The organism is Corynebacterium sp. HMSC036E10 (assembly GCF_001836265.1).
Taxonomy (GTDB): Bacteria; Actinomycetota; Actinomycetes; order Mycobacteriales; family Mycobacteriaceae; genus Corynebacterium; species Corynebacterium coyleae.
In genome coordinates this window covers 133,781-151,111 of record NZ_KV827977.1, presented here as the reverse complement: position 1 = coordinate 151,111, position 17,331 = coordinate 133,781, and the positions used below count along the sequence as shown (strand labels likewise).

The 17,331-nt window shown below is 60.7% G+C and carries 17 protein-coding genes; 14 read left to right on the top strand and 3 right to left on the bottom strand.

All coding sequences use genetic code 11. The annotated features are described in order from the left end of the window. Positions 1-30: 30 nt before the first annotated feature. Entirely contained in the window at positions 31-1,248 is a 1,218-nt protein-coding gene (metK, locus tag HMPREF2736_RS04620) for a methionine adenosyltransferase (RefSeq protein ID WP_070829000.1), read from the top strand. Here metK and HMPREF2736_RS04615 read toward each other — a convergent pair. From HMPREF2736_RS04615 to HMPREF2736_RS04605, 3 genes are read right to left on the bottom strand one after another with little or no spacing between them, the layout of a single operon-like run. Then, the gene (locus HMPREF2736_RS04615) at positions 1,245-2,093 is read right to left on the bottom strand and encodes a hypothetical protein (RefSeq protein WP_070828999.1); all 849 of its coding nucleotides are present in this window, start codon (positions 2,091-2,093) and stop codon (positions 1,245-1,247) included. The two genes, metK and HMPREF2736_RS04615, sit on opposite strands and share 4 nt — an antisense overlap. Before the next feature lie 3 nt (positions 2,094-2,096). Beyond that, on the bottom strand, positions 2,097-2,501 hold the full coding sequence (locus tag HMPREF2736_RS04610; protein ID WP_070828998.1) for a hypothetical protein: 405 nt from the start codon (positions 2,499-2,501) through the stop codon (positions 2,097-2,099). An 18-nt stretch (positions 2,502-2,519) separates the two neighbouring features. Then, positions 2,520-3,449, bottom strand: coding sequence for a polysaccharide deacetylase family protein (locus HMPREF2736_RS04605; protein WP_070828997.1), 930 nt, complete (start codon positions 3,447-3,449; stop codon positions 2,520-2,522). Between the two features lie 187 nt (positions 3,450-3,636). On the opposite strand from HMPREF2736_RS04605, the gene HMPREF2736_RS04600 reads away from it, so the two are divergent. From HMPREF2736_RS04600 to yvcK, 13 genes are all read left to right on the top strand, one after another. Next, positions 3,637-5,646: a primosomal protein N' gene (locus HMPREF2736_RS04600; RefSeq protein ID WP_070828996.1), complete on the top strand. Its 2,010-nt coding sequence runs from the start codon at positions 3,637-3,639 to the stop codon at positions 5,644-5,646. 39 nt (positions 5,647-5,685) lie between these two features. After that, entirely contained in the window at positions 5,686-6,186 is a 501-nt protein-coding gene (gene def / locus HMPREF2736_RS04595) for a peptide deformylase (protein ID WP_070829174.1), read from the top strand. 2 nt (positions 6,187-6,188) lie between these two features. Then, a complete protein-coding gene (fmt, locus tag HMPREF2736_RS04590; protein ID WP_070820273.1) occupies positions 6,189-7,115 on the top strand; it encodes a methionyl-tRNA formyltransferase in 927 nt (308 codons plus the stop codon). Then, positions 7,112-8,590 (top strand): RsmB/NOP family class I SAM-dependent RNA methyltransferase, encoded by a 1,479-nt coding sequence (locus HMPREF2736_RS04585; protein ID WP_070828995.1) that lies wholly within the window; start codon positions 7,112-7,114, stop codon positions 8,588-8,590. Before fmt ends, HMPREF2736_RS04585 begins: the two co-directional genes overlap by 4 nt. A gap of 9 nt (positions 8,591-8,599) precedes the next feature. Further along, positions 8,600-9,262: a ribulose-phosphate 3-epimerase gene (gene rpe / locus HMPREF2736_RS04580; protein WP_070423113.1), complete on the top strand. Its 663-nt coding sequence runs from the start codon at positions 8,600-8,602 to the stop codon at positions 9,260-9,262. Next, complete coding sequence (gene ribD / locus HMPREF2736_RS04575) at positions 9,259-10,254, top strand: bifunctional diaminohydroxyphosphoribosylaminopyrimidine deaminase/5-amino-6-(5-phosphoribosylamino)uracil reductase RibD (RefSeq protein ID WP_070614998.1); 996 nt, start codon at positions 9,259-9,261, stop codon at positions 10,252-10,254. The genes rpe and ribD overlap by 4 nt, the downstream gene beginning before the upstream one ends. A 3-nt stretch (positions 10,255-10,257) precedes the next feature. After that, positions 10,258-10,845, top strand: coding sequence for a riboflavin synthase (locus HMPREF2736_RS04570; RefSeq protein WP_070614999.1), 588 nt, complete (start codon positions 10,258-10,260; stop codon positions 10,843-10,845). A gap of 11 nt (positions 10,846-10,856) precedes the next feature. Further along, entirely contained in the window at positions 10,857-12,173 is a 1,317-nt protein-coding gene (locus HMPREF2736_RS04565) for a bifunctional 3,4-dihydroxy-2-butanone-4-phosphate synthase/GTP cyclohydrolase II (protein ID WP_070829173.1), read from the top strand. 19 nt (positions 12,174-12,192) lie between these two features. After that, positions 12,193-12,678 (top strand): 6,7-dimethyl-8-ribityllumazine synthase, encoded by a 486-nt coding sequence (gene ribH / locus HMPREF2736_RS04560; RefSeq protein WP_070423117.1) that lies wholly within the window; start codon positions 12,193-12,195, stop codon positions 12,676-12,678. A 72-nt stretch (positions 12,679-12,750) separates the two neighbouring features. Beyond that, a complete protein-coding gene (locus HMPREF2736_RS04555) occupies positions 12,751-13,284 on the top strand; it encodes a PH domain-containing protein (protein ID WP_244268731.1) in 534 nt (177 codons plus the stop codon). Positions 13,285-13,287: 3 nt separating this feature from the next. Continuing rightward, on the top strand, positions 13,288-15,348 hold the full coding sequence (gene uvrC, locus HMPREF2736_RS04550; protein ID WP_070451404.1) for an excinuclease ABC subunit UvrC: 2,061 nt from the start codon (positions 13,288-13,290) through the stop codon (positions 15,346-15,348). Positions 15,349-15,437: 89 nt separating this feature from the next. Continuing rightward, positions 15,438-16,346, top strand: coding sequence for an RNase adapter RapZ (gene rapZ / locus HMPREF2736_RS04545; RefSeq protein ID WP_070615004.1), 909 nt, complete (start codon positions 15,438-15,440; stop codon positions 16,344-16,346). Beyond that, positions 16,346-17,326, top strand: coding sequence for a gluconeogenesis factor YvcK family protein (gene yvcK / locus HMPREF2736_RS04540; protein WP_070423121.1), 981 nt, complete (start codon positions 16,346-16,348; stop codon positions 17,324-17,326). Before rapZ ends, yvcK begins: the two co-directional genes overlap by 1 nt. Positions 17,327-17,331: the final 5 nt, after the last annotated feature.

The following is a 17,331-nucleotide window of genomic DNA, read 5'->3' as shown; positions in this document are numbered from 1 at the left end:
AGCCTCAAGGCCACGTAAAGGAAAGATCCGTTGTCACTCGACACTTACTACCGACTGTTCACCAGTGAGTCCGTCACTGAAGGGCACCCAGACAAAATCTGCGATGCGATCTCGGACGCGATTTTGGACGACATGCTCGCGCAGGACCCACAGTCCCGCGTTGCAGTGGAAACCCTCGTTACCACTGGACAGGTTCACGTTGTTGGAGAGGTTCGCACGTCTGCGTACTCCAATATTGCGAAGATCGTGCGCGACAAATTGGTGGAAATCGGGTTCACCTCTTCCGAGGTTGGTTTCGACGGCAACAGCTGTGGCGTCAACATCGCAATCGGTGATCAGTCGCAGGAGATTGCGGATGGCGTGACCACCTCCCAGGAGGTGCGCGAACAGTCCTCCACTGAAGAGACTGACCAGTCTGGTGCGGGTGACCAGGGACTGATGTTTGGGTACGCCTCCAACGAGACCCCTGAGTACATGCCGTTGCCGATTGCGACTGCGCACCGCCTTTCACGCCGACTGTCCCAGGTGCGCCACGAGGGCATCGTCGATGGCCTTCGCCCAGACGGCAAGACTCAGGTCACGTTTGCGTACGACGGTGATACTCCGGCGTTTATCGACACGATCGTGATCTCCACGCAGCACGACCCACACTTCACTGGTGAGGCACTTGAGAAGGCGCTGCGAGAGCACGTTATCGCTTGGGTCATGGAAGACGCCGGTCTGGAGAAGTTCTACCGCGAGGACACCAAGGTCCTGATCAATCCGTCTGGCTCGTTTATCTCCGGTGGTCCGATGGCGGACGCAGGCCTGACCGGACGCAAGATCATTGTGGATACCTACGGCGGTATGGCACGCCATGGCGGTGGCGCGTTCTCTGGCAAGGATCCCTCAAAGGTGGACCGCTCCGGCGCGTATGCGACACGTTGGGTGGCGAAGAACATTGTCGCTGCGGGCCTCGCAGACCGTGTTGAGGTTCAGGTTGCGTACGCAATTGGTCGTGCAACCCCGGTTGGCCTGTACGTGGAGACGTTCGGTACCGCCGCTGAGGGGCAGACCAACGAGTCGATCCAGCAGGCAGTGGAGAAGGTCTTCGATCTGCGACCGGATGCGATCATCCGTGATTTGGATTTGAAGCGCCCGATCTACAGCCAAACCGCTGCCTACGGCCACTTTGGTCGCACAGACATCGATGTGCCTTGGGAGCACACCGACAAGGTGGACGACTTGCGCGCAGCCGCAGGCGTTTAAGTTTCCTTCGAAGCCGCTTGGGGTTTGTCCCAGGCGGCCTTTTGCTGTTCAGACTTCTTGTGGTTGCGCAAGGCCACGATTCCGACAACCACGCCAATGAGGATTGGCAGCCAGATCTTGGAGTATTCGAGCGCAACAAGAACCCACTCGGGCAAGTCCGGGAGGTCTAATTCAGGCCAGTTGATCTGGGGGAGCGGAAGATCCATTTGGGGAAGGTGCGGGACCGGAAGATCCATGTGCGGCAAGGTGATGTCGGGGAGTTCCCAGTCCGGAAGGTAGCGCAGAAGCCGGTCGATGATTCGGCTTACGATCGGACCGAGGACAATCACCGCCAGCGCCCAGCCACCTTTGCCCAAGCCTTCGGCCATAGGGATGAGTGTGCGCTTGAGCGAACTCGATTCCATTGTCCGACGCCGTTTCGCACCGCGTGAGCCTTCTGGAGGGTCGAACTCGACGATGGTGTCGCCCTCCCGAAACTCGACACTGAGCAGTTCGTCGAAGCCACTTGCACGCAGTTTAAGGTGAGGCTTTTGGCGGTCAACGCCGATCCCCATTGGAGTCTCGAGTTTTGCCCCGCCGTTTCCAAAAAGGGGGAGTCGCCCGCTGTTCACGTCGTTGTAGCGGTGCTGCACGGTGCCGTCGACACGCACTTCCATGCGCTCACTCGGATTCTTTGCCCAGAGTTCGACGCGTTCGGGCAGCGTGTGTTTGTCTGTGGCCAGGGTGCCTTCCTTGTCAGTCTCATCTCCGGACCACTCAGGGTCCTCTGCCGCGAAGTCGCGGTCGAATCCCACACGCAGTTCGATAAGCCCATACTTCGGGTGGTTGAGGCTCCAGGTTTCCATCGGCTACACCTGCGCACTGCTTGTCGACGACACCGGGGCCGGCTGCTTGCGCACCAAAGACATCAGCCATGCGCAAAGTGCCGACACGACAGCCACGCCGAGTGCATAGATGAAGGTGCCGTCATTGAAGTAAAGCATCTTCGCCACCCAGAAACCGCCAGCGGCGGATAGTGGCAATGTCCAAGAGGGACGGAAGCAGTAGCCGTCGACAAGCCCTGCGATGGCAGCGACAGCAAAGATGAAACCAACGAGGAGCCATGGCGTGCCAGCGACGGGAATGACGAGTGCAGGTGCGATCACATACAGTGCAAAAACGGCATAGGGAAGTGCCTTGAGCCAACCTTCGCGGTCTGCAGTGTCTTCCGATTGCTCGTCTGTATGCTCGCCATGCTCGCCTGGATCAGTCATGGCGACGAAGTCTAACGGCTAATTCGCGTGGGTGTACACACGCCCCGGGACGGGGTCCTTAATCATCTCGTCGAGGCTTACCGGACGCAGCCCCTTGGCGCGCAGACCATCGATGATGCATTCCGCTGCGTTGATGGTCGGCTCGTGGATGTCGTGCATGAGCACAATCGATCCAGCTTGCGCCTGATTGACCGCTATGGAGCAGGTGCGTGCGGTGTCACGGTGGCTCCAATCCATCGTGTCAACGTCCCAAATTGCCAGCGATAGGCCACGGGCCTTGGAAGCATTGATTACACGGCCGTCGTAGGAACCATAGGGCGGGCGCACCCAGTGCACCTTCACTCCCGATTGCTTCTCAATGGCAGCACTCGTGTCGCTGAGCTGTGACCCGATCGTTGCGTCGGATTGGCGCGCCAGGTCCGGGTGTGAATACGAGTGGTTGCCAATCGTGTGGCCCTCGGCGCGGATGCGGCGCAGGATCTTCGGGTTTGCATTGACGTTGTTACCGACGACGAAGAACGTCGCATGCGCATTCTTGCGCTTGAAGATGTCGAGCAGGCGGTCCGTACCGGGAACCGGTCCGTCGTCGTACGTAATTGCTACGCAATTGCTGCAGTTGGCCGCGTTAGGAGACAACGTTGGCTCCGCTGCCGGGACCACGGTTACCGGCACAGTCTCTTCTTCCTGCGGTGCAGGGCGCAGGTGAGGTGGCACGCTATCTCGAACTTGTTGGGGGAGTTGGTTGTATGCCTTGCGCCAGTTGTCCTGTACGGCTTGCTGTGCGCCTTGCGACGAGCCGTGGATGTAGGCGGATACGTTGTCGATCGGCGAGCCGTTACCTGGACTAAGTATCGGGCCAAGGGAGGAGCCTGCAAAAAGCAGTTGTGTCTGCTTGCTTCCTAGCGAAAGATTTGTGACGTCAACCGCATGTGCTTGGGGAGCAGTCATGGCTCCTGCGGCAACTGCAGTGGATATACAGACGGATAAGACTGCGGGAAGCAGACGTTTCATGGCGGAAGCGGGTCCCTCATCGGCGCGATTGATTTGTGATGCATCTATTACTACCGCACTGTTTCGCACAGCTGAGCCTTAGGTCCGGAGTGTCGTGTCGTGGCGTGGTTTAGAATGCTGCACCATGTCCAACACGCGAGCTGCCAACCTGCCTGTGGCCCGCGTGCTGCCTATGTTGGGGCTCGCGCACCTTGATCGGGCCTTCGATTATCTTGTCGACGAGCAGGATGCCGAAGCCGCACAGCCAGGCGTCCGCGTGCGGGTTCGGTTTGCAGGCAGGCTCGTGGATGCGATCGTGCTGGAGCGGGTGTCGTCGACAAGCCATGAAGGCTCACTGCGCTTCATCGAACGCGTCATCTCACCCGAGGTCGTGGCCCCGGAGCACACGCGCATGCTTATCGACGCACTCGCGGACCGGTACGCAGGCATCCGATCCGACATTTATCGCTCTGCAATACCCGCGCGACATGCGAAAGCGGAAGAAACGGATACCTCCACACCATGGGTGGAGCTCGGGGAGGTAGCCGAGCCGGACCTTTCCGCATGGACGACGTACACACACGGTGAGTCCTTCGTCGATGCCGTAGTAGAGGGAAAGCTGGCTCGTGCCGCGTGGCAGTTGGTGCCGGGCGAGGATTGGCCTGCCGCGCTTGCCGCACTCGCTGTCAAGGTGGCAAAGGACGGCGGTGGCGCGCTCATTGTGGTTCCGGACCAAGATGCTGTTGACCGTTGCGAGGAAGCGCTACGCGAGCTCGTTGCGGCAAAACAAGTGACGACTCTGACCGCCTCCCAGGGACCCCAAGCACGGTATTCCCGCTACCTGTCCGTTCTGCACGGCCAAGGGCGCATCGTGGTGGGGACTCGCTCCGCCGCATTCGCGCCGGTGCAGAAATTGCGGTTGATGGTCGTGATGTTCGACGGCGATGACAACCTCGTGGATCCCCGCGCGCCCTACGTTCACGCCAGGGAGGTGCTCACGACGCGCTCGAGCCTTGAGCGCGCATGTTTGGTCATTGGCGGATTCTCACGCACAGCAGAGGCGCAACTGTTGGTGGAATCTGGCTGGATGCACGAACTGGTTGCACCCCGCCAAACGCTTCGTACACGTTCGCCTTACATTCACGCCGCGGGCGATTCTGACTTTGAGCTCGAACGGGATCCAAGGGCGAAACAAGCCCGTCTTCCTTCGTCAGCATTTGCGGCTGCGACGAAAGCCCTTGAGCGAGGCACTCCTGTGTTGTTCCAGGTTCCGCGCACCGGGTATATCCAATCACTCGCCTGTGGGCAGTGCCGTACACCGTCGCGTTGCCGTTGGTGCAACGGTCCACTGGGGTTGCCCTCCGGCGGTGAAGCAGCGGCACCGACATGCCGGTGGTGTGGCCGAATGGATCCTGCACATGTGTGTCCGGCATGCGGTTCCCGGCGTGTGCGGGCTGTCGTGTTGGGCACCGAACGCACCGCAGAAGAGCTTGGCCGTGCGTTTGCGAAATATAGGGTCAAAACGTCCGGGGGCGATCGTATTTCGCGCACGATTGACGCGGGGCCTGCGATTGTCGTCGCCACGCCAGGCGCAGAACCTCGAGTACCAGGCGGATACGGTGCTGCTGTGCTGCTTGACGCGTGGGCGCTCGTACAACGCCCTGACTTAAGGGCAGTGGAGGACACGCTGTCGAAATGGATGGCTGCTGCCACGCTTGTCCAACCGCATGCCGATGGCGGAGAAGTCGTAGTGGTAGCGGAGCCGAGCATGCCGGTCGTGCAGCATCTCATTCGCTGGGACGCGCCGGGATTTGCAGCTGCAGAGCTGGCTTTGCGCCGCGAGGCGAGATTTCCGCCGGCGGTCCACGTTGCCGTGGTTGACGCGCCCCGAGACGCGCTGGAGCCGTTCTTTGAGCGCACCGACCTGCCGGACTACGCGGAGATCCTGGGGCCTGTGGATTTGCCCCCGGGTGTGCGTTTGCCCGGCGAGTGGGATCAGCGTGAGTACGGTCCGGCGCAGCGCATGCTGGTGCGCGCGCCGTTAACTGGGCGGTCTGCGCTGGGCAAGGCGCTGCGGGCAGGGGCAGTCGCGTGGACGACGTCGAAGCAGGAGCTGCCACTGCGTATCCAGGTCAATCCGGTGGATATCGGGTAAGCGAAATTTCGCTTGTCCAGGTCAGTACACTTGGCGTTCATGGCCATACGCGACATTCGTCTATTCGGGGATCCGGTGCTCAACACGGCAGCGGAGGAGGTGGATGTGTTCGACGAACGCCTGCACAGGCTTGTGGGCGACATGCTTGAGACGATGGATGCGGCTGGGGGTGTTGGCCTAGCGGCCAACCAGGTCGGTGTCGCACAGCGAGTGTTTGTGTTCGATTGTCAGGGCCTTCGGGGACACACCGTGAACCCGGTGTGGACGCCGTTGGGCGAAGATACCCAGATCGGTGTGGAGGGATGTCTTTCGGTGCCTGATGTTCGCGGGACTGTTGAGCGACACAACACCGTGGTTGCCCATGGCGCCGACATGTATGGGCGCCCGCTGACGCTACGCGGCAGCGGATTGCTCGCACGCTGCATTCAGCACGAAGCAGACCATCTCGACGGCGTGATGTTTACGGCTCGAATGTCGCCAGCTGACCGCAAAGCGGCACTCGATGCGATTGCCGCGGCGGAGTGGAATAAGGAGAACTAACCGTGAGACTTGTATTTGCAGGCACCCCTGAGCCGGCGGCAGTGGCACTGGAGCGGCTGCTGGCATCGGAACATGAGGTAGTGGCCGTGCTGACGCGACCCGATGCACGCAAAGGCAGGGGGCGCACGTTGCATCCGTCGCCGGTGAAGGCAGTTGCACTCGAGCATGGCATTGAGGTGCTCACACCCGAGAAACTTGACGACGACACCGCGGCCCGACTGCGCGACATCGCCCCAGACGCGATCCCGGTCGTTGCGTACGGCAACCTGATTCCTGCTGGCATGCTCGATATTCCGACGCACGGTTGGGTGAACTTGCACTTCTCGCTGCTGCCGCAGTGGCGCGGTGCTGCGCCGGTACAGGCCGCGATCCGCGAGGGCGATGCCACCACCGGTGCGACGACGTTCCGGATCAACGAAGGGTTGGACACCGGCGACATTTTGGACACGCTCACAGACACAATTTCCGACGACGACACCGCCGGTGTTCTTCTCGAGCGTTTGGCGTACTCCGGCGCAGACCTGCTCGTTCGCACCATGGATGGTCTTGAATCCGGCACACTGACGCCGAAAGCACAGCCTGAAGAGGGAACCTATGCGCCAAAGATTCTCACTGCAGATGCGCGCGTTGACTGGGCCGCCGATTCCACGGTCATCGATCGGGCAATTCGGGCGCATACTCCAGCGCCTGGTGCATGGACTATGCGAGGCGAGGAGCGGTTCAAGCTCGGGCCAGTAACGTCTGTCGATTCAACCGAGCTCGCCCCGGGCCAGGTTGCATTTGGCAAGAACGAGGTGCGAGTGGGAACCGGTACTCGTGACGTCGTGCTCAGCACGATTCAGGCACCCGGCAAGAAAATGATGAACGCAGCTGATTGGGCTCGAGGCTTGGCAAACGACGTGCGGGCGGAAGGGATGACGTTCGAATGAGTGGTGGATTCCGGTCACGCGCAGCAGGGCGCCGTGAACACCAGCCGAAGCGAAACGGACGAGCAAACACGCGGCAAGCGCCGAGGCGTCGCAAAGAAGCAGCACCCGTGAACGAAACCGCACGCATCGGTGACCCGGCGCGCGAGGCGGCATTTGAGGTGTTGGTACGCGTCGAGCGCGACGCGGCGTTTGCAAACCTCACCCTGCCGACGGTCTTGCGTGAGCGAAAGATCACCGGTCGTGACGCTGCGTTTGCAACCGAGCTGACTTACGGCACGCTGCGCAGCCTTGGCGTCCTTGACGCGGTGATTGCAGAAAACGCATCCCGCGGCCTGGACCGAATGGCTGTTGAAGTGCTGACCGCGTTGCGGCTCGGCACCTACCAGTTGCTGTACACGCGAGTGGAGGACCATGCGGCCGTCGACACCTCCGTACGTTTGGTTGAAGCGGCCGATCAATTCAAGGCCAAGGGCTTTGTCAACGGCGTATTGCGCTCGATTACGCGGACTCCAGCGGAGGAGTGGCTCCGCAAGCTTGAACCGGAGGACCCGCTTGCTGCGGTGGCGTTCCGCCATGCGCACCCGGTGTGGATCGCGGAATCGATCCGTGCTGCACTGGGCTCGAGAGACGACGAGCTTGAGGCCGCACTTGAGGCTGATTCAGCCCGCCCGGTCGTACATCTTGTTGCTCGACCAGGCGAGATGAGTGCGGAGGAGTTAGCGCTGGTCACTGGCGGAGAAGAGGGGCGCTACTCACCGTACGCCGTCTACCTCCCTGAAGGTGATCCAGGACAGTTGCAGCCGGTACGCGAGGGGCTCGCCGCAGTCCAGGACGAGGGCTCGCAGGTGATTGCGCGTGCGGTAGTGGACGTGCCGGTCGAAGACGACCAAGGCCGATGGCTCGACTTGTGCGCTGGGCCGGGAGGTAAGGCGGCGCTTATGGGGGCGTTGGCTGCTATCGATGGCGCAGTAGTTGATGCCGTCGAAGTGAGTCCGCACCGTGCTGAACTCATTCGGAAAACCGTGCGTGATCTTCCTGTGCGCGTCCATACTGCCGATGGTCGTCGTTCTGGCCTTGAGCCGGGCTACGACCGTGCTCTCGTCGACGCACCCTGTTCCGGTCTCGGAGCGCTTCGCCGCCGCCCAGAGGCGCGTTGGACCAAGCGTGAGGAAGACATCGCGGAACTCAACGTGCTTCAGCGCGAATTGCTCTCGGCTGCAATCGAGCTAGTTAAGCCCGGCGGTATTGTCGTCTACTCCACGTGCTCACCCGATGTGCGCGAAACCAGGGGAATCGTCGACACGATCCTCGCTGATGGCAAGGTCGAGGAGCTCGATGCGAGCCAGTACGCAGCGGGCATGGATGACGTTGGCGACTTGCCAAGCGTCCAGATGTGGCCGCACCGACACGGAACAGACGCTATGTTTTTCGCTGTACTGCGAAAACTCGGACCCGAGCCGACCACCGAAGTTTAAGGACACCTCATGATTTACATCGCACCATCAATTCTTGCCGCTAATTATGCAGCGCTTGGCGACGACGTCCGCAAGGTCCCCAACGCAGACCTGATCCACGTTGACATCATGGACGGCCACTTTGTGCCCAACTTGTCCTTTGGTCCCGACGTGACCAAGGCGGTTGACGGCGTGACGGACCAATTCCTGGATATGCATTTGATGATCGAGGAGCCGGAGCGGTGGTTTGAAACCTACGTCAAGGCCGGCGGCGACCGCCTCGTGTTCCATGTCGAAGCGACCGACGACCATGTAGCTGCTGCGAAGCAGTGCCGCGAACTCGGTGTACAGTCCGGCTTCGCCATCAAGCCAGGGACCGCAATCGAGCCGTACCTCGATGACCTCGAGCATTTTGATCAGGTCATGGTCATGAGTGTCGAGCCAGGATTTGGCGGCCAGAAGTTCATGCCCGAGGTCCTGGGCAAGGTGATGACGCTTCGCGATCGCATTGCGGAAGCGGGCCTGGACACAATCATTGGTATCGACGGTGGCATTGCCAACAGCACTATCGCACAAGCGGCAGCGGCCGGTGTGGACGCATTCGTTGCTGGTTCCGCCGTATTCGGCGCTGATGACCCAGCCCAGGCGGTAGAGCGCCTCCGCGAGTTGGCAACTGAGGCTGCGCAGGCGTGACACGTGATAATCCCGCGTTAGCCAACGCGGTTTCTGCGGCCATAGCGGCGGGTGACGCAGTGCGCGGGACGACCTCGCCGAACCCGCCGGTGGGCTGCGCAATCGTGACCGCATCCGGGGAAGTTATCGCGACTGGCGGGACCTCTCCCGCGGGCGGGCCCCATGCTGAGGTCAACGCCCTGCGTGAAGCGGGACCACGGACGAAGGGCGCGACAGCCGTTGTCACTTTGGAACCGTGCAACCACACTGGCAGGACAGGTCCGTGCACCCAAGCGTTGGTGGATGCCGGAATTGCGAGGGTGGTGTATCTGACCGCTGATCCGTTTGAGCCTGCATCCGGCGGCGCGGATTGGCTGCGAACACATGGATTGGATGTGGCCCTACTTCACACCCGTGTGGAGGCACTGCAGCCCTGGCTTCGCTCGGTGCGCAACAACCGCCCGAGTGTGACGCTGAAGTTTGCGTCGACGCTGGACGGGTTTACGGCAGCGGCCGATAAGACGAGCAAGTGGATCACTTGCGACGAAGCCCGCGCCGCTGTGCACGCAGATCGCACGAAACGTGACGCGATTGTCATTGGCACGGGGACCGCGCTTGCTGACAACCCATCGTTGACCGCCCGCCACAGCGATGGCGCTCTGTATGAGCACCAGCCGCGACGTGTGGTCGTCGGTAAGCGGGCTGTTCCCAGCGGCAACCTGACCGAGCTCGGGTTTGAGCAATACGACACTCCACAGGCCGCGCTGACAGCGCTGTGGGATAGCGGCGCGAGAGATGTGCTTGTAGAAGGCGGGGCAACATTGGCGGCGAGTTTCCTGGAACTCGACCTGGTCGACGCGGTGCAGGCCTACATTGCCCCTGCACTGCTGGGGGCCGGACGGGGAGTGCTCGACTGCGAAATCGCGGGAACGATTGGTGACGCTAAACGTTTCCGCACCACTGATGTGCGCCGGATCGGCAACGATGTGCTTATAGAAATGGAGAAGGACTGAACTGTGTTTACGGGACTCGTTGAGGAGATTGGTGTCGTTGACACGCTTGAACAGCTCGAGGATGCCGTTCGGATCGCGGTACGTGCGTCGAAGGTCACCGAGGATGCATCACCGGGAGACTCCATCGCGGTCGACGGCGTGTGTCTGACGGTGGTTGACAACGTTGCTGGCGTATTCACCGCTGACGTGATGCGCGAAACGCTGGATCGCTCGCGTCTCGGCACCTATAGCGAGGGGAGCAAGGTCAACCTAGAGCGCGCGTTGGCTGCTGGTCAGCGCATGGGCGGACATATCGTGCAGGGCCACGTCGATGGTGTCGCCGAGGTTGTCTCTCGCACGCCTTCGCAGCACTGGGAGGTAGTGCGCTTCACTCTGCCCGCGAATCTTGGTCGGTATGTGGTGGAGAAAGGATCCATTACGGTCAACGGAACGTCGCTGACGGTTTCCGCGGTTGGAGACGATTTTTTCGAGGTGTCGCTGATCCCCACCACGCTGCGCGATACCACTGCTGGTGACCTTACGGTCGGTGATCCAGTGAACCTCGAGGTGGATATCGTGGCCAAGTACGTTGAGAAAATGGTGCAGGGCTAGGGTTGAACGGTATGACAGCATCCGCCGGTAGCGCCGGTAATCACACCACCGAATTGGACACCGAGTTGAACACTGTGGAGGAGGCGATTGCCGCCATCCGCGAGGGCAAAGCAGTCGTCGTCGTGGACAGTGAGGATCGCGAAAACGAGGGCGATCTCATCTTCGCCGCACAAGACGCCACGCCGGAGTTGGTGGCGTTTATGGTGAGGTACACCTCTGGCTACATTTGCGTGTCCATGTCGGACGAACGGGCCACGGCCCTCGATCTGCCCCCGATGGTTGCGCAAAACCAGGACCTGCACGGGACTGCCTACGCCGTGACCGTTGATGCAGCAACCGGCACCACCGGTATTTCCGCACGTTCGCGCGCCACGACGATCGCATTGCTTGCCGACGATTCCGCGACCCCAGAGTCGTTTACGAGGCCCGGACACGTTGTGCCCCTGCGGGCGCGTGACGGGGGAGTACTTGTCCGGGACGGACACACGGAGGCAGCGGTAGACCTTGCGACGCTTGCGGGTAAGGCCCCTGTCGGTGCCCTGTGCGAGATCGTTTCTGAAGATGACCCTGCAGACATGGCTCGATTCGACGAGCTCCGCAGGTTCGCGAATACGCACGGGCTTCCGATGATTTCGATCGAGCAGCTCGCTGCGTACCGTCGCCAGCATGAACGATTTGTCGAACGCAGCACTGCTACTCGTTTACCAACGGAGTTCGGTGAATTCACTGCGGTTGGCTACCTGGATACGTTGACTGAGACCGAGCATGTTGCGCTGATCGCTGGGGAACTTGATGCACTGCGCGACGCCGAGGACGTTCTCGTCCGCGTGCATTCGGAATGTCTCACCGGCGATGTGTTTGGCTCCCGCCGTTGCGACTGTGGTCCGCAGCTTCAGGAATCAATGCGCCGCATTCAGCAGGAAGGCCGCGGCGTTATCGTCTACTTGCGTGGACATGAGGGACGCGGAATCGGGTTACTCGCCAAGCTGCGCGCCTACCGTTTACAGGACGACGGGCTCGACACCGTTGATGCAAACCTTGAACAAGGCCTGCCAGTCGACGCACGCGACTATTCCGCAGCAAGCGACATCCTTGCAGACCTGGGTATCGGTTCGGTCGATCTGATGACCAACAATCCCCAAAAAGTCGATGCCTTTGCCGGTCTGATCCCCAAGGTTGCTCACCGCAGTAGGATCGAAGTGGTTCCTAACCACGACAACATCGCCTATTTGCGGACGAAGCGCGACAGGATGGGACACGACCTGCCCGGCATTCTCGGTTGGGCTGAAGAACACAACACACAACACCCACAACACCACACCAACTAGGTATCAAGGAGACCCACCAGTGGCAGCTACTGGAGCACCCGAGGACTATTCCCTGCAAGCGGAGGGGCTTACCGTCGCTGTCGTTTACACCCGCTGGAATGAAAAGATCGTCGAGATGCTGCGCGCTGGCGCACGAGATGAGGCCCGAGAACTGGGCGTTAAAGTCGATGAATATGCGGTAGCAGGCGCGTTGGAGTTGCCAGTTGTGGTGCAGGCATGCGCAAAGCGCTACGACGCGGTAGTGGCCCTCGGCTGCGTCATCCGTGGCGAAACTGCCCACTTTGATTACGTTTGCGACTCTGTCACCGCTGGCCTCACCCGTATTGCATTGGATGAGGAAACGCCGGTAGGCAACGGCGTGCTCACGGTTGAAGAAGAAGACCAGGCTTACGAGCGTGCCGGTGGGGAAGACGCGAAAGAAGACAAAGGCGCCGAAGCGATGCGTGCGGCCGCTGGGGCCTTAGTTGAACTGCAGAAAGTTCGCGCTTTGCCGCTAAAGGGTTAAAGTAGCCGGAGCGAGCGCGGCACGGAGTCGTCGAGAAGCAAGAGCGTTTTCAAGTTGACAAGGAGTGCGGAAGTGACTGATCAACCAGCAGGCACACACATAACGAACGAGCAGGAAGCTGCTTATCTGACTGCGCTTGATCCGCACGCCAACACCTCGACGAAGCCGTGGGAGCTTGAGATTTCGTCGAGGTACCTGCGAACCGTGGCGATCGGCTGGATCATCCTTGTCATGGCCGTGCATTTCTTCATGGCGTGGGCCGTGGACGCGCAATTCTCGGGCATCGCGATTACCAGCGTGGATAAGTTCGCGTTCGTGGGCGTTGGCCTGATTATTTCCGTCCTGTCCTGGATCGCACTGACTCGCCCTCGGGTGCGCGCCAACGAAGACGGTGTCCAGGTAGCCAACATCATCGGCACCCGTTTCTACCCCTGGACCGTCATTTACGGTTTGAGCTTTCCCAAGGGCTCCCGCATGGCGCGACTCGAACTTCCGGAATTCGAGTACGTCACCCTGTGGGCGATCCAATCAGGCGATAAAGAGCGCGCGATTCAGGCTGTCGAGCAATTCCGCAAGCTCGAAGCCAAATACATGCCTAAGGATTAACCCTTGGCTGACCCCCAGTCTTACCGCCCAGCGCCCGGAACGATCCCAACCGATCCGGGCGTGTATAAGTTCCGGGACCGCGACGGGCGTGTCATCTACGTTGGCAAAGCCAAAAATCTTCGTGCGCGCCTGAGCAACTACTTTCAGCCACCGGAGACTCTGCACCCGCGGACCCGGCAGATGGTCTACACCGGCGCTTCAGTCGAATGGACCGTTGTCGCATCCGAGGTAGAGGCGCTCCAGCTCGAATACACATGGATCAAGCGCTTCGACCCATGGTTTAACGTCATGTACCGCGACGACAAGACATACCCAATGCTTGCCGTCAGCGTGCGCGAACGCTACCCGCGCGCGTTCTTCTACCGTGGCCCCAAACGTAAGGGCGTACGCTATTTCGGCCCGTACTCGCATGCGTGGGCGGTGCGCGAGACCCTCGATCTGCTCACGCGCGTGTTCCCGATTCGGACGTGTTCCAACGGTGTGTTTAACCGTCACGAATCCCTTGGACGCCCTTGCTTGCTTGGCTACATCGACAAGTGTGCGGCACCCTGCGTCGGTCGTGTCGACGAAGCCGAGTACGACGAGATCGTCCAGGGCTTCCTTGGCTTCATGGCAGGTCGCTCCGAGAAGCTTGTCCGTGGCATCACCGCACAGATGGAGGAGGCCGCGGAAAACCTCGAGTTTGAAAAGGCGGCGCGGCTTCGCGACGACCTCGGTGCCGTCGAAAAGGTAATGGAGCGCCAGACGGTCGTCCTCAGCCAAGACACCGATGCGGACATCATCGCCTTTGATACCGACGAGCTTGAAGCGGCGGTGCAGATTTTCAACGTCCGTGATGGGCGCATCCGTGCACAGCGGGGCTGGGTCGTGGAAAAAACGGGCGATGAGCCCGGAGCAGCAGAACGTCTGGAGGAAGGCCAGACCGACCCAACGTTGCCAACGTTGATGCAGAACTTCCTGGTCCAGTACTACTCGGATGCGGTCGAGCGAGTGAAGCAAGAGCGTGAAGAGGACCGCAAGATCGAAGCGCAGAAGGTTCGTCGCCGAGGCGTAGATCAGGAGTCACGTGCGCAAGCGGCGGCACCGATGCCGGTGCCGCGTGAGATTCTCGTCGAGACGCTGCCCGCGGAACTGCCGGAAGTGACCCAACTGCTCGAAGAACTACGTGGCGGGCCTGTGGACCTTCGCGTGCCGCAGCGTGGTGATAAACGTGCACTGATGGAAACAGTGCACAAAAACGCCGCCGAAGCGCTCCACCAGCACAAGTTGAAGCGGGTCGGTGACCTGACCGCACGATCGCAGGCCCTGCAAGATATCCAGGACGCGCTCGGGATGGACGAAGCGCCGCTGCGTATTGAATGCACCGATATTTCCCACATCCAAGGCACCGACGTTGTAGCCTCCCTCGTGGTGTTCGAGGACGGTTTGCCCAAAAAGAACGACTACCGTCGATACCGCATCAAGGAGGCAGCCGGCGATGGTCGATCCGACGACGTCGGGTCCATCGCCGAGGTCACACGCCGGCGCTTCAAGCGCTACAACGAGGACAAACTCGCCAACCCTGATGAGGTCGCTGAGGCGCAGACCTTCGAGGACGAGGCCGACGAATCGACCGGTGCGAAACGCTTCGCTTACCCTCCTCAGTTGTTCATCGTCGACGGCGGCAAACCCCAGGTTAATGCCGCACAGGCTGTGTTCGACGACCTCGGCATCGTCGATGTACAACTCATCGGATTGGCCAAACGCCTCGAGGAAGTGTGGGTGCCGGACGACGACGAGCCGGTGATCCTGCCGCGAAACTCCGAAGGCATGTATCTGCTCCAGCAGGTGCGTGATGAGGCCCACCGGTTCGCTATCACCTACCACCGCCAGCAACGCTCGAAGCGCATGCGAGCGTCCGCCCTCGACGCAGTCCCGGGACTAGGCCCCGCGCGGAGAACCGATTTGGTGAAGCACTTTGGCTCGGTGAAGAAGATCAAAGAGGCTTCTATCGAGGAGATCCAGGAGGTTAAAGGCGTCGGTCCGAAACTCGCCGCGACGATCTACGAGCACCTTCATACGTAGCTGGTTGTGAGGCTGGCTTTGCGGCAGCTTTTGCGGCAGCTTTTGCGGAACCGCGACGCGGCTCGCTGCGCTTCGTTAGGATGAGCGCCATGTCCACAGCTTCTGCTCAAGCATTGCCACACGATTTGCGTTCCGCCAGTTGGCGTCCGGTGATCATCACCGGTTTGTCCGGTGGCGGATTGTCCACCGCAGCGAAAGTATTCGAGGACAAAGGTTTCTTCGTTTCTCAGAATCTGCCACCCCAGTTAATTCTGGAGCTTGTGGACCTTGCAGCAGCGGACGATTCCCCAGTGGAACGGCTGGCGGTCGTGTCGGACGTGCGCGCAGACCGGTTCAACGGTTCATTGGCCGACACCCTTGAGGGGCTCCGTCGACGTGGTTACTCACCGTTCGTGCTGTTTCTTGAGGCGCGTGACGATGTGCTGATCCGCCGATTCGACTCCGTGCGGCGCACGCACCCGCTGCAGGGCGATGGTACCTTGCAGGACGGCATCGATCGCGAACGCGAGGAAATGGAAGGCATCCGTTCGGCCGCAGATGTCATCATCGACACGTCCAATTTGTCTGTGCACGACCTACGCCGCGCTGTTGAGGCATCGGTCGGCGAGCTGCCGGTGGAGCGTCAACACGTCACTATTGAGTCTTTCGGATTCAAGCATGGTTCGCCACGTGACGCTGATCTGATCATTGATGTGCGATTCCTACCCAACCCATACTGGGTTGAGGAGCTGCGCGACTTCCGCGGTATCGACGCACCTGTAGCAGACTATGTCCTGTCGCAGGATGGTGCGAAGGAATACGTGGACCATTTCGTTGATCTGTTGTCGAGCACGTTGAAGGGCTACCGCCACGAAGGTAAGGACTTCATCACTGTGGGCGTTGGCTGCACAGGTGGGCACCACCGCTCGGTTGCGGTCGCAGAAGCGATCGGGAAGCGACTGCGACAGCAGGGCCAAGTTGATGTCAATGTCATCCACCGTGATTTGGAGAAGCACTAATGCGCGCGACTGATCCCGCGGCGATGACGTACACATGCCTCGGAGGAGGGCATGGGCTCTACCAGACGCTCACGGCCGCGCGCGTTGCCGGCGCAGCTCGTATTAACGCTGTGGTGACAGTTGCCGATGACGGCGGCTCGTCGGGCCGCCTGCGTCGCGAGATGGAGATTGTTCCTCCGGGAGATCTCCGCATGGCGCTGGCAGCGCTTACCGACGACAGCGGGGACGGCGCAATGTGGCGCGACACGCTCCAGCACCGCTTCGGTGGGCATGGCGCAATGGCTGGACACGCCTTGGGAAACTTGATCATCGCCGGACTTGCGGAGCGCCTTGGTGACACACAAGCGGCGCTGGACCAGGTTGGCAAATGGACCGGCTCCCAGGGACGAGTCATTCCAGTGAGCCCACAACCTCTCGACATTGAAGCTGATGTTGCAGGGCTTGACGACGACCCACGGGTGCTGCGCTCTGTACACGGCCAAGTCGCCGTTGCGACGACACCGGGCACTGTGCGCCGTGTGCGGCTGACTCCGTCCGAACCGCCAGCGAGCCGGGACGCCATCCAGGCGATCATGGACGCGGATCTGGTCACCATTGGGCCTGGTTCGTGGTTTTCCTCTGTGATCCCGCACCTGTTGGTGCCTCAAGTGTGTGATGCGCTGAACGAGACCGAAGCGAAGGTGGTTGTGGTACTCAACCTCTCCCCAGAAGCAGGGGAGACCCATGGGTTTACCACCGAGCGTCATATCCATGTCTTTGCGCAACACGCCCCCAACCTGCGGGTTGATTGCTTCCTGGCGGACAGTGACATGGTGACTACGCACGGTGAACGTGAAAACGTCCGCCGTGCGGCGGAACGGCTCGGCGCGGACGTCGAGTACCGCTCCTTACGCGTCGAAGGCGACGATGGTGTGAAGCGCAACCTTCATGATCCGTTGAAGCTTGCCGCGGCGCTCAAGGACCTCTCGACGAGCAGCTAACAGCT